Origin of the sequence: Phenylobacterium sp., from assembly GCF_031412415.1 — a bacterium.
In the GTDB taxonomy this organism is placed as follows: domain Bacteria; phylum Pseudomonadota; class Alphaproteobacteria; order Caulobacterales; family Caulobacteraceae; genus Phenylobacterium.
This window is the reverse complement of record NZ_JANOCX010000295.1, coordinates 1-11880: the sequence shown is the minus strand read 5'-3', so window position 1 is coordinate 11880 and position 11880 is coordinate 1. Positions and strand designations below refer to the sequence as shown.

At 69.4% G+C, this 11880-nt stretch carries 13 protein-coding genes; 9 read left to right on the top strand and 4 right to left on the bottom strand.

The genetic code is table 11. The features are described from left to right. The 3 genes from RMO04_RS14330 to RMO04_RS14320 all read right to left on the bottom strand — a co-directional run. Positions 1–418, bottom strand: a 418-nt coding sequence (locus RMO04_RS14330; RefSeq protein ID WP_309645447.1) for a DUF2332 family protein, incomplete at its 3' end; no start/stop codon positions are given. Positions 419–468: 50 nt separating this feature from the next. Continuing rightward, entirely contained in the window at positions 469–1074 is a 606-nt protein-coding gene (locus tag RMO04_RS14325; RefSeq protein ID WP_309645448.1) for a ribonuclease HII, read from the bottom strand. A gap of 8 nt (positions 1075–1082) precedes the next feature. Further along, the gene (locus RMO04_RS14320; RefSeq protein ID WP_309645446.1) at positions 1083–1673 is read right to left on the bottom strand and encodes a DNA-3-methyladenine glycosylase I; all 591 of its coding nucleotides are present in this window, start codon (positions 1671–1673) and stop codon (positions 1083–1085) included. On the opposite strand from RMO04_RS14320, the gene RMO04_RS14315 reads away from it, so the two are divergent. After that, a complete protein-coding gene (locus RMO04_RS14315; RefSeq protein WP_309645445.1) occupies positions 1672–2595 on the top strand; it encodes an alpha/beta hydrolase in 924 nt (307 codons plus the stop codon). The genes RMO04_RS14320 and RMO04_RS14315 overlap by 2 nt on opposite strands. A 4-nt stretch (positions 2596–2599) precedes the next feature. On the opposite strand, the gene RMO04_RS14310 is transcribed toward RMO04_RS14315, so the two are convergent. Then, positions 2600–3391 (bottom strand): folate-binding protein YgfZ, encoded by a 792-nt coding sequence (locus RMO04_RS14310; protein WP_309645444.1) that lies wholly within the window; start codon positions 3389–3391, stop codon positions 2600–2602. Positions 3392–3452: 61 nt separating this feature from the next. Between RMO04_RS14310 and RMO04_RS14305 the strand changes: the two genes are divergently transcribed. The 8 genes from RMO04_RS14305 to RMO04_RS14270 all read left to right on the top strand — a co-directional run. Then, positions 3453–4424 carry a glycosyltransferase family 9 protein gene (locus RMO04_RS14305; RefSeq protein ID WP_309645443.1) on the top strand — a complete coding sequence of 324 codons (972 nt, stop codon included), beginning with the start codon at positions 3453–3455 and terminating at the stop codon, positions 4422–4424. Between the two features lie 8 nt (positions 4425–4432). Next, positions 4433–5767, top strand: coding sequence for a dihydroorotase (locus tag RMO04_RS14300; RefSeq protein ID WP_309645442.1), 1335 nt, complete (start codon positions 4433–4435; stop codon positions 5765–5767). A gap of 58 nt (positions 5768–5825) precedes the next feature. Then, positions 5826–7604, top strand: a complete 1779-nt coding sequence (locus RMO04_RS14295; RefSeq protein WP_309645441.1) for a feruloyl-CoA synthase — start codon at positions 5826–5828, stop codon at positions 7602–7604. Between the two features lie 73 nt (positions 7605–7677). Next, positions 7678–9216 carry an acyl-CoA synthetase gene (locus RMO04_RS14290; RefSeq protein ID WP_309645440.1) on the top strand — a complete coding sequence of 513 codons (1539 nt, stop codon included), beginning with the start codon at positions 7678–7680 and terminating at the stop codon, positions 9214–9216. Between the two features lie 25 nt (positions 9217–9241). Next, positions 9242–10783 carry an acetolactate synthase large subunit gene (locus tag RMO04_RS14285; RefSeq protein WP_309645439.1) on the top strand — a complete coding sequence of 514 codons (1542 nt, stop codon included), beginning with the start codon at positions 9242–9244 and terminating at the stop codon, positions 10781–10783. Between the two features lie 19 nt (positions 10784–10802). After that, positions 10803–11084, top strand: a complete 282-nt coding sequence (locus RMO04_RS14280) for a DUF2277 domain-containing protein (protein WP_309645438.1) — start codon at positions 10803–10805, stop codon at positions 11082–11084. Positions 11085–11144: 60 nt separating this feature from the next. Next, entirely contained in the window at positions 11145–11558 is a 414-nt protein-coding gene (locus tag RMO04_RS14275; RefSeq protein WP_309645437.1) for a response regulator transcription factor, read from the top strand. Positions 11559–11670: 112 nt separating this feature from the next. After that, positions 11671–11880 (top strand): DUF4199 family protein (locus RMO04_RS14270; protein ID WP_405041508.1); only part of this gene is annotated, 210 nt, incomplete at its 3' end.

Genomic DNA, 11880 nt, shown 5'->3' with positions numbered 1-11880 from the left:
TGGCGATCTCCAGGAAGCCCGGCGCCAGGCAGACCGAGCGGCGGACCTCGTTGGTCTGCGGCTCGTGGGTCATGAACGCCGCGAGCCGGGCGTGGTGGGCGACCATCGCCGCGCGGGCGGCGGCCCAGGCGGCGGAGGGATCGACAGGCTGGCTCCGCTGGGGATAGGCCGCCGCGAGGCGGGGATCGTCGCCGCTGAGCACCAGGTCGTGCAGAGCGCCCAGCAGCCGTAGCGGCATGGCGTCGGCGAACATCTGGCGCAGGTCGTCGTCGGCCCAAGGGGCGAGGAGCGCGGCGACGGGGCCGCCCGCCTCCAGGTCGTCGGCGGCGAGGCGGAGCAGGGCGCCGTGGAAGGGCGAACCCAGCAGGTCGCAGCCCTTGGCCTGGGTGCGCAGGCACTGTGCGAGATCGTCGTTCATCCCTCCGCGATCGGGCCGCGAGGGTCGGGCGTCAATCTTGATTCAGCCGATCAATCGACCAGTTCGCCGCGCTCGATCAGCGCCAGCCGCACCGGCGCCCAGTCGCGGCGGTGGATCTCGCACGGGCCGAGCGCGCGCAGGGCCTCGACGTGGACCAGCGCGTGGTAGCCCTTGTGGCCGGCGAAGCCGTAGCCGGGATAGCGCCCGTCCATCTCGATCATCAGCCGGTCGCGGGCGACCTTGGCCAGGATCGAGGCCGCGGCGATGGAGCAGCTTATGGCGTCGCCCTTCACCACGGTCTTCACGTCGCAGGGCAGCTTGAAGCGGTAGTTGCCGTCCACCAGGGCGAAGACCGGCGTGACGTTCAGCGCCTCGATGGCCCTGCACATGGCCAGGCCCGCGGCGTGCAGGATGTTGAGCTCGGCGATCTCCTCCACCGAGGCGAACCCCACGCCCCAGGCGATGGCGCTGGCCTTGATCTCAAGCTCCAGGGCCTCGCGGGCCTTGGCGGTCAGCTTCTTGGAATCGTCCAGGCCCTTGGGTACGCGGGCTGGATCGAGGATCACCGCCCCGGCGGAGACCGGCCCAGCCCATGGCCCGCGCCCGGCCTCGTCGACGCCGCAGACCGGGCCCGGACAGGCCATTTCCAGCAGCATGTCGGGCACTAGGGGCTCATCCTGCGGATTTCGGCGTGCCGATGGCAGCAGGTCAGGTGGTCGTTGACGAAGCCCGTGGCCTGCATGAAGGCATAGACGATGACCGGGCCCACGAATTTGAAGCCCTGGGCCTTCAGCGCCTTGGCCATTTCCTCGGCCACTCGGGTCTGGGCCGGCACCTGGTCGATGCGCTCCCAATTGTTCTGGATCACCCGGCCATTGGTGAAGCTCCACAGGAACTGGGAGAAGTCCTCGCCCTTTTCGCGCATGTCGAGATAGATCCGCGCGCCGCTGATCGCCGCGTCGATCTTGGCGTTGGACCGCACGATGCCCGCGTCGGCCATGAGACGCGCGCGGTCGGCGTCGCCAAACCGGGCGACCTTCTCCACGTCGAAGTCGGCGAAAGCGGCGCGGAACGCCTCTCGCTTGCGCAGGATGGTGATCCAGGCGAGCCCGGCCTGGAACCCGTCCAGCACCAGCTTCTCCCAGAGCGCGCGCGAATCGTATTCCGGCACGCCCCATTCCGTGTCGTGATAGGCCTCATAAAGCGGGTCGCCGGCCATGCCGCGCCAGCCGCAACGAATCGGGTCGTCGGTCATGGATCGCACTTTGGGCGACCGGGCGGCGACCTATCAAGCGGAGCCTTCAGGGATGGCGTTCGAGAGCTTCCAACTGTCGCGTGTGGCTGTGGGCGAGGTGACCCTGCGCGTGCGCCACGGCGGTTCGGGCCCGCCGCTCCTGCTGCTGCACGGCTATCCCGAGACCCACATGATGTGGGGCAAGATCGCCGACGACCTGGCCAGGGACTTCACGGTGGTGGCGCCAGACCTGCGCGGCTATGGCGAAAGCTCCAAGCCGGCGGCCAACGAGGGCCACGAGAGCTATTCCAAGCGCGCCATGGCCCGCGACGCCGTGGCCCTGATGGAGCATCTCGGCTTCGCCCGGTTCGACGTCGCCGGGCACGACCGGGGCGGCCGGGTCGCCTATCGCCTGGCGCTGGACTGCCCGCAGGCGGTGCGGAAGCTCTCGATCCTCGACATCATCCCCACGGCGGAGGTCTGGAAGCGGGCCGACAAGCGCTTCGCCCTGGCCTACTGGCACTGGAGCTTCCTGGCTCAGCCGGCGCCTTTTCCCGAAACCCTGATCGGCCACGACCCCGACACCTTCTTCGCCAGCATGTTGCGTCGGGGCAAGGGACCCTTCGCGGCCGACGCCTATGCCGATTATCGGAAGGCCATCGCCGATCCGGCGGTGATCCACGCCATGTGCGAGGACTATCGCGCCGGCGCCTCCTACGACATCGCCGCCGACGAGGCCGACAGGGGCAAGACCAAGATCGCCGCGCCGGTCCAGGTGCTGTGGGGCGCGAAGGGCGCGCTCGCCGCCTGGTACGACGTGCTCGAGGTCTGGCGGGAATGGGCCCATGACGTCCAGGGCCAGGCCATCGACTGCGGCCACTTCATCCCCGAGGAACGGCCGGCCGAGACCCTGGCCGCCTTGCGGAGTTTCTTCCTGAGCTAGCTGCCTAAGCAAACCATCCCGGCGTCTCCGCCCGCACGGTCCGCCCATCGGCCGTCAACTCGCCGCCGATGCGGTCCAGGCGAACCAGGGCCATGGCGCGGCCCCTGGCGCCCGACAGCACCTCGCCGGCCCGCAACTCGCCGTTCAGAACCTCGGCGCCTGAGGCCGGCGCGGCGCCTTCGAACACCAGCGGCAGCATGCGGCTCTTGATCTGGCCACGGCGCTTCATGCGCGAGGTGGTCTCCTGGCCGACGAAACAGCCCTTCTTGAAGTCGATGCCGTTCAGCAGGTCGAAATTTGCCTCGATGGGATAGGTCGTCTCACCCGTCCAGTCGGCGGGACCGGGCACGCCCAGCCCCAGGCGATGGGCGTCGTAGGCGGCCTCGTCGGCGGTCGCCGAGACATCGAGCCCGTAGCCGCGCCATCCCAAGGCGCTCAGTCGCGGGTCGGCCAGCCAGCCCGCGCCGGGGTCGGCGCCGTACGCCGCGAAGACCGGCGTTTCGTCGGCTTCGATCTTCACCTTGGCCCGTAGGCGGTACATGGAGAGCCGCAGGATCAGGGCCTCGCGCTGGCCAGCCTCGACCTCCAGCCAGGCGCCTTCCGCGCGCCCAACCAGGAACATGTCGTACATCAGCCGGCCTTGCGGGGTGAGCAGGGCCGCGAACCGCAGCTCGCCGGCGGCCAAGCTTTCGACATCCTGGGTGATCAGACCCTGCAAGAAGGTTCGCCAGTCCTCGCCCGAGATCGCGATCAGGGCTCGGCTGTTCAAGCGCGCGATGGAGGTTGGGTTCGTCATGGTGTCGCAGTTAAGGGCTGCGCGGGTGGAGCGCCAGGGCCGCGCCCCTTATACAAGCCCGATGGCCAACGGGTCCTTCCCGATTCTGTTCATCACGGCGACGCGCATCGGCGACGCGGTGCTGTCGTCTGGCCTGATCCGCAAGTTGGTCGACGAGGTGCCGAACGCGCGCTTCACCATCGTGGCCGGCCCCGCGGCCGCGCCTCTGTTCCTCGACACCCCGCACCTGGACGAGATCATCGTCTTCCAGAAGTCCAAGAGCGGCGGCCATTGGCTCGACCTCTGGAACCGGGTGCGGCGTCGCAAATGGGGGCTGATCGTCGATCTCCGGGGTTCAGCCATCTCCCAGGTCCTGAAGCGCGACCGCCGCGCGGTGTTCAAGCGATCCGGCGGCCCGCCCGTCCACAAGGTGATCGAGGCCGCGCGTCTGCTGAACATCGAGGACGATCCGGCCGCGCCCTATCTGTTCACCACCGCGGCCACCGAGGCCTATGCCGACGAACTGACCGCCGGGCGCGGTCCGATCCTGGCCCTGGCGCCGGCGGCCAACTGGGTGGGCAAGACCTGGCCCGCCGAACGCTTCGCCCAAGTCGCCAACCAGTTGGTCGGCGGCCACGGCCCCATGGCGGGCGGACGGCTGATGCTGCTGGGTGGGCCCGATGACGGACAGGCGGTCTCGGCGCTGCGACATGTCCTGCCCCGCGAGCGGACCCTGGACCTGGCCGGCAAGGTCGACCTGCTCACCGCCTATGCCTGCCTGAAGCGCGCGCGCCTGTTCATCGGCAATGATTCGGGCCTGATGCACCTGGCCGCTGCGGCGGGCGCGCCCACGGTCGGCCTGTTTGGCCCTTCGGACGAGCGGCTCTACGCACCGTGGGGCGCCGACACCCGCGTGGTCCGCGGCGCCCGCACTTTCGAGCAGATCCGCGCGGTTGACCCTGGCTTTCAGCAGGCGCTCTGTCACATGATGGACCTGCCGGTCAGCGATGTGACCGCCGCCGCCAAGGACCTGTTGGCGCAAACTCAAAAGTAGGACGTCCCATGCCGCAGACCTTCGACCTCATCGTCAAGGGCGGGGAGGTGGTGAACCACTCTGGCCGCGGGATGGCCGATGTGGGCGTGAGGGACGGCAAGATCGTCGAGATCGGCGACCTGTCCCAGGCCGCGTCCGGCCGGACCTTCGATGCGACCGGTCTGACAGTCTTGCCGGGCGTCATCGACACCCAGGTCCACTTCCGCGAACCCGGCCTGGAGTGGAAGGAAGACCTGGAGAGCGGATCGCGCGGTGCGGTGCTGGGCGGCGTGGTGGCGGTCTTCGAGATGCCCAACACCGAGCCCACCACCACCGATGCCGACGCCCTGGCCGACAAGCTCGTCCGCGCCAAGGGTCGGATGCACTGCGACCACGCCTTCTATGTCGGCGGCACCCATGAGAACGCCCAGTTCCTGGGAGAGCTGGAGCGCCTTCCCGGTTGCTGTGGGGTCAAGGTGTTCATGGGCGCCTCGACCGGCACCCTGCTGGTGCAGGATGACGAGGGGGTCGAGCAGGTCCTGCGCCATGTGAACCGCCGCGCGGCGTTCCACTCCGAGGACGAGTATCGCCTGGCCGAGCGCCGGCCGCTGGCCCGCACCGGCGACTGGACCAGCCACGAGGAAGTGCGCGACGCCGCCTCGGCGCTGGAATCCACCCACCGCCTGGTGCGCATCGCGAAGGCCCTGGGCAAGCGCATCCACGTCCTGCACGTCACCACCGCCGAGGAGATGACCTTCCTGGCCGGGCATAAGGACGTGGCCAGCGTCGAGGTCACGCCCCAGCACCTGACCCTGACCGCGCCGGAGGCCTATGAGCGGCTGAAGGGCTACGCCCAGATGAACCCGCCGATCCGCAACGCCTATCACCAGGCGGGCCTGTGGCACGGGATCGCCGCCGGGGTCGCCGACGTCCTGGGCTCGGACCACGCGCCGCACACCAAGGACGAGAAGGCCCGCCCCTATCCGGCCTCGCCCTCCGGCATGCCCGGCGTGCAGACCCTGGTGCCCCTGATGCTGACCCATGTGGCGGAGGGCCGGCTGAGCTTGGAACGCTTCGTCGACCTGACCAGCCATGGCGCCAACCGCCTGTTCGGCATGGCCGACAAGGGCCGTCTGGCGGTGGGCTACGACGCCGACATCACCATCGTCGACCTGAAGGCCCGCCGCACCATCACCCACGAGATGATGGCCACCCGCGCCGGCTGGACCCCCTTCGACGGCTTCGAGGCCAAGGGCTGGCCCATCGCCACCATCATCCGCGGCGAGCTGGTGATGTCCGACGGCGAAGTGGTCGCCGAGGGGCGTGGCGAACCGGTCCGCTTCGCCGAGACCCTGGCGGGGTAGGACGCTGCGCCTCGAAGACGGACTGGCGAGGCTCGCGCCGGGCGTTTAAGCCTTACGAATGGACGCCGCCCTCGATCTCGCCACCGCCCCGTTCCGTGATGCGCGCTACGCCCCTCGCGCCCTGGACGTGGAGGCGCGGCCGAACGGCGAACTGGTCCTGACCAATCCGACGCCGTACTCCACGGCCTTCACCACCATGACTCAGGCCATCGCACGCTGGGCCGCCGAGGCGCCGTCGCGGACCTGGCTGGCGGAGCGGTCGGGGGAGGGCTGGCGGGAGCTGACCTACGCCGAGGCCGCGCAGTCGATCGCAGCCCTGGCTGGCGGCCTTCGCGAACTGGGCGTGGTCGGGACCCGACCGCTGCTGATCCTGGCCCGCAACGGGATCGACCACGGGCTGATCAAGTACGCGGCCATGAGCCAGGGCATACCCGTGGCGCCGGTCTCGCCCCAGTACGGCCTGCCGGGCGCGAACCTGGCGCGTCTGGCCCATGCCGTGGAGGTGCTGAATCCCGCCGCGGTCTACGCCGAGGACGCGGCGCTGTTCGGCGAGGCCCTGGAAGCCCCGTTCCTGGCGGGCCTGCCGGTGATCGCCGGAGCCAAGGCCCGCCCGGGCGACGTGACCTTGAGCCACTTGTTGAAATGCTCCCCGACCCCCGCCACGGCCCGTCCGGATGACCACGCTAAGTATCTGCTGACCTCCGGATCGACGGGGTTGCCCAAGGCGGTGATCTGCCTGCATCGGAACATCGCGACCAACTCGGCCCAGATCGCGGCCTGCTTCGCCGACGACGAGCCCCCGGTGATGGTCAATTCCGCACCCTGGAGCCACAGCCTGGGCGCCAACTCGATCCTGCACATGGCCGCCCATCGTGGGGGCACGGTCTATATCGACTCCGGCCAACCGACCTCGGGCCGGTTCGGCGAAACCGTCAGGAATCTTTCCGAGATATCAACGACCTACCACAACATGGTGCCCGCCGGCTGGATGTTGCTGGCGGGCGAGCTCGAGCGCGACGCCGAACTGGCGCGGACCTTCTTCTCCCGGGTGCGAGTGCTTCAATACGGCGGCGCGGCCCTGGGCCAGGACTTCAGCGATCGCATCCAGGCGATCGCGGTGGCCACGGTGGGCGAGAAGATCAGCTTCGCCTCGGGCTATGGCGCGACCGAGACCGGCCCGACCGCCTGCAATGTCCACTGGCACAACGACCGCATGGGGATGATCGGCCTGCCGGTCCCCGGAACCTCGGTGAAGCTGGTCCCCGAGGCCGGCAAGCTGGAATTCCGGGTCAAGGGGCCGCAGGTCACCCCGGGCTATCTGGGTCGTCCCGAGCTGTCGGCGCAGAGCTTCGATCAGGACGGCTTCTACAAGCTGGGCGACGCGGCCCGCTTCGTGGATCGCGAGGAGCCGGCGCGCGGCATGATCTATGACGGCCGGCTGTCGGAGAACTTCAAGCTGGCCAGCGGCACCTTCGTGGGGGTCGGCGAACTGCGGATCGCCGCTGTCGATGCGGTGGGCGACGCGGTCACCGACGCGGTGGTCTGCGGCGAGGGGCGCGAGGCGGTCGGCCTGATGTTCTATCCCAACCCTAAGCTCGATCCGGCGGTGGTGACCCAGGCGGTCCAGGTCGGGATGGAGCGCCTGAACGCCCAGGCCAAGGGCGCGGGCGGCAAGGTGCGCCGGGCGCTGGTGCTGGACGGTCCGCCCGACCCAAGCATCGGCGAGATCACCGACAAGGGCTACATCGCTCAGTCGCTGGCCCGATCCCACCGGGCGGCGGCCGTGGAGGCGCTGTTCGCCGAGCCCGCGGGCGAGACAGTGCTCCTGTTCCCCTGATCGGTTTGCCCCGCCTTCAGCGCGGGGCTAGCGTGACGGCGCCGGCCGCAGAGCCGGGGTGGGACGAGACGACATGGGCGAGATCATCAGCGGTGAGCGCAGGCTCTCCATCGAGGCCTTGCAGGAAAGGTCGGCGCGGGCGGCCACCGGTCTGGCCGGCCTGGGCGTGGGTCCGGGCGACCTGATCGCGCTGTACCTGCGAAACGACCTGGCCTTCTTCGAGGCCAGCGGCGCTGCGGGTCTGCTGGGCGCCTATCCGACCCCGGTGAACTGGCACTACGCGCCCGCCGAGGCGAAGTACCTGTTCGAGAATTCCGGCGCGCGCGCCATCGTCATCCACGCCGATCTGGTGGACGGCGTTCGCGACGTCCTACCGAAGGGCGTGCCAGTGCTGGTGGTCGCGACCCCGCCGGAAATCGCCCAGGCCTATGGCATCGACCCCACGCCGGTCGCGCCTGGCATGATCGACTGGAGCGCCTGGCTGGAGGGCTTCGCGCCCTACGACGGCGCGCCGGACGCCGCGCCGGGCACCATCATCTACACCTCCGGCACGACGGGACATCCGAAAGGCGTGCGTCGCCGACCGCCGACCCCGGAACAGGCGGCGGTGACCGGCATGATGCTGGCCCAGGCCTTCGGCTTCGCCGACTGGATGGACCGGCCCTCCGAGATCGTGACGGTGGTCACCGGGCCGATGTACCACTCCGCGCCCAACGCCTATGGCGGGTTCGCCGCGCGGCTGGGCGGCAAGGTGATCCTTGAGGCCCGCTTCGATCCCGAGGAGCTGCTTGCGATGATCGAGGCCGAGCGGGTGACGCACCTGCACATGGTGCCGATCATGTTCAACCGGCTTTTGAAGCTGCCCGACGACGTGCGCGGCCGCTACGACCTGAGTTCGCTGAAGTTCGTGGTCCACGCCGCCGCGCCGTGCCCGGCGCCGATCAAGCGGGCGATGATCGAATGGTGGGGGCCGGTGATCAACGAGTACTACGGCTCGACCGAGACCGGGGCGGTGGTCTTCTGCACGTCCGAGCAGTGGCTGGCCCATCCGGGAACGGTGGGACGCGCGATGGCCGGCGCCGAGGTCCGGGTGATCGATTCGGACGGAAACAGCTTGCTGCCCGGTGAGATCGGCGAGGTGGTCGCCAGGACCGCCGGGATCGCCGACTTCACCTATCACGGCGACGACGCCAAGCGGGCCGCCTCGGAGAAGGCCGGCCTGATCGCGCCCGGGGACATCGGCTACCTGGACGCCGACGGCTTCCTCTATCTGTGCGACCGGGCCAAGGACATGATCATCTCCGGCGGCGCCAACATCTATCCCGCCGAGATCGAGGCCGAGTTGCACAAGATGCCCGGCGTCGCCGACTGCGGCGTGTTCGGAATTCCCGACGATGAATTCGGCGAGGCGGTTTGCGCCGTCGTCCAGATGCAGCCCGGCGCGGAGCTGACCGAAGGCGAGGTTCGGGGCTTTCTGCGTGAGCGGATGGCGAGCTACAAGGTGCCCAAGCGGGTGGACTTCCACGCCGAACTGCCCCGCGAGGACTCGGGGAAAATCTTCAAGCGCAAGCTGCGCGAGCCGTTCTGGGAAGGCCTGGACCGGCGGATATGATCACTGAACGACCCGAGGATTGTAGATGAACGGCGCCGACGCCCTGATCGAGACCCTGGTGGCCAATGAGGTCACCGCCTGCTTCGCCAATCCCGGCACCAGCGAGATGCAGTTCGTCAGCGCCCTGGACCGCCAGCCCACCATGCGTCCGGTGCTGTGCCTATTCGAAGGCGTGGCGACGGGGGCGGCCGACGGCTACGGCCGTATGGCGGGAAAGCCTGCCTGCACGCTGCTGCACCTGGGCCCCGGCTACGGCAACGGCCTGGCCAACCTGCACAATGCCCGCCGGGCCTTCACGCCGATCGTCAACGTCATCGGCGACCACGCCACCTATCACCGTCAGTACGACGCGCCGCTCAATTCCGACATCCCGACCATCGTCGGCCCCAACTCGCTCTGGGTGAAGTCGGCCGACACGCCGGAAACGGTGGCCGCGATCACCGCCGAGGCCGTGACCGCCAGCTACGGCCCGCCCGGCGGTCCGGTCAGCCTGATCCTGCCGGCCGACGCCGCCTGGCTTGAGGCGACCACCAAGCCGGTGAAAGCTCAGATCCCAGTCCGCGCCGCGCCCTCGGGCGAGGCGGTCGAGGCCACGGCAAAGGCTCTGAAGGCCGCCGCCAAGCCGGTGCTGTTGCTGGGCAGCCAGGCGACCAGCGCCGCGGCGCTCACCCAGGCCAGCCGCCTGGCCGCGGCGGGCTACCGCGTGCTGACCGACACCTTCATCGCCCGCCAGCCGCGCGGCGCTGGGATCTTCCAGCCCGGCCGTATGCAGTACTTCGGCGAGGCGGCCCTGGCCGATCTCGCTGGCGTCGACCTGATGATCTATGTGGGCACGGTCGTTCCGGTCGCCTTCTTCGCCTATCCGGATCGGCCGAGCGTTCTGGTCCCCGAGGGCTGCGAGACCCTGACCCTGTCGACCCGCCAAGAGGACTCGGTGGCCGCCCTGGCCGCGCTCGCCGACGCGCTGGGCGCGCCGGCTTCAGGGCCGGTCCAGCCGCTGAAGGTCGCCGACGCCGCGCCGACCGGACCCCTGACCCCGCAGACGGCGGGCCTCTCCATCGCCCGACACCTGCCGGCGGGCGCCGTGATCTGCGACGACTCGGTGACCTCCGGCGGCGGGGTGGCCGTGCCCTGCGGAACCGCCCAGCCGCACGACGTGCTGGCGCTTACCGGCGGCGCCATCGGCGTCGGCATGCCGCTGGCCATCGGCGCCGGCGTCGCCGCGACCGACAGCAAGATCGTCTCGCTGAACGGCGACGGCGCGGGCATGTACACGGTCCAGAGCCTATGGACGATGGCGCGTGAAAACCTGGACGTCACCGTCGTGGTCTTCGCCAACCACAGCTACCGCATCCTCAACATCGAGATGGGCCGTACCGGCGCCGGCAATCCCGGCCCCTCGGCGTCCAAGCTGCTGGACCTGGGCGATCCGAAGATCGACTGGGTGTCGCTGGCCAAGGGGCTGGGCCTGCCGGCGGTGCGCTGCTCGACCGCCGAGGATTTCGACGCGGCGTTCGCCAAGGCGATGAACGAGCCCGGCCCCAAGTTCATCGAAGCAGCGATCTAGTTCTCACGGAGGCAGTTGAATGTGCCGAAACATCAAGACGCTGTACAACTTCGAGCCTGAGGCGACCGACGATGAGGTCCGCGCCGCGGCGCTGCAGTTCGTGCGCAAGCTGAGCGGCTTCAACACGCCGTCGAAGGCCAACGCCGCGGCCTTCGACGCGGCGGTGGACGAAGTGTTCCACGTCGGTCGCCGCCTGCTCGGCGCGTTGGAGACCAACGCCCCGCCCCGCAATCGTGAGACCGAGGCGGAGAAGGCCAAGCTGCGCAACGCCGAGCGGTTTGGGGATCGCCCCTTGGTCTGACCTTCAGGCTGGCGTCGCGGCCCGAGTTGACGCCGGCCGGAGATCGCGCACCATCGCGACATGACCCGCACCATCATCCTGTGGGCTCTCGTCCTGGCGGCCGGCGCCTTCGCCCTGCAGTGGCTGGAGTACCAGTACCTGGCGCGCGCCTTCTCTCGGGAGGTCTATGTCGCCGTCGTCGGCGTCGCCTTCGCGGCGGGCGGCGTTTGGGTGGGCTGGAAGCTCACCTCGCGGATTGCGGCGGGGCCGTTCGAGCGCAACGTCGCGGCGCTGAGTTCGCTGAGACTGACCGGCCAGGAGGTCAAGGTGCTGGAGCGTCTGGCGGCCGGCCAGTCCAACAAGGAGATCGCACGCACCCTTGGGCTATCGCCCAACACCGTGAAGACCCACGTGGCGAATCTGTTCGCCAAGCTGGAGGTCAGCCGTCGCACCCAGGCGGTGAACAAGGCGCGCGACCTGCACCTGATCCCGTGAGGCGAGAGGCCCGCCAAGCGGACGAGGCGTACGATCTCACCCTTTCGGGTGATATCGCCGGCGGCCGGGGTCCGCATGGTCGAGGTCGCCGCCAAACAGAGGAGCGAACGGCATGACCCGCATCATCTTGACCTACGGCCTGATCTCCGGCCTCGTCGTCATCACCGGCATGATCGGGACCATCGTCGCCGCGGGCGGCGGGGCCGCGGTCGGCGGCGTCTGGCTGGGCTACCTGATCATGCTCGTCGCCCTGTCGGCGATCCTGGTGGGGGTCAAGCAGTATCGCGACCAGGCGCTGGGCGGGGTCATCACCTTCCGCCGC

Excerpts from the sequence above, each read along its gene's own strand:
- RMO04_RS14310 (WP_309645444.1), bottom strand. The coding sequence starts at position 3,391 with ATGACGAACCCAACCTCCATCGCGCGCTTGAACAGCCGAGCCCTGATC.
- RMO04_RS14290 (WP_309645440.1), top strand. The coding sequence starts at position 7,678 with ATGGGCGAGATCATCAGCGGTGAGCGCAGGCTCTCCATCGAGGCCTTG.
- RMO04_RS14300 (WP_309645442.1), top strand. The coding sequence starts at position 4,433 with ATGCCGCAGACCTTCGACCTCATCGTCAAGGGCGGGGAGGTGGTGAAC.
- RMO04_RS14285 (WP_309645439.1), top strand. The coding sequence starts at position 9,242 with ATGAACGGCGCCGACGCCCTGATCGAGACCCTGGTGGCCAATGAGGTC.
- RMO04_RS14305 (WP_309645443.1), top strand. The coding sequence starts at position 3,453 with ATGGCCAACGGGTCCTTCCCGATTCTGTTCATCACGGCGACGCGCATC.
- RMO04_RS14320 (WP_309645446.1), bottom strand. The coding sequence starts at position 1,673 with ATGACCGACGACCCGATTCGTTGCGGCTGGCGCGGCATGGCCGGCGAC.
- RMO04_RS14325 (WP_309645448.1), bottom strand. The coding sequence starts at position 1,074 with ATGCTGCTGGAAATGGCCTGTCCGGGCCCGGTCTGCGGCGTCGACGAG.
- RMO04_RS14295 (WP_309645441.1), top strand. The coding sequence starts at position 5,826 with ATGGACGCCGCCCTCGATCTCGCCACCGCCCCGTTCCGTGATGCGCGC.
- RMO04_RS14315 (WP_309645445.1), top strand. The coding sequence starts at position 1,672 with ATGGATCGCACTTTGGGCGACCGGGCGGCGACCTATCAAGCGGAGCCT.
- RMO04_RS14275 (WP_309645437.1), top strand. The coding sequence starts at position 11,145 with ATGACCCGCACCATCATCCTGTGGGCTCTCGTCCTGGCGGCCGGCGCC.
- RMO04_RS14280 (WP_309645438.1), top strand. The coding sequence starts at position 10,803 with ATGTGCCGAAACATCAAGACGCTGTACAACTTCGAGCCTGAGGCGACC.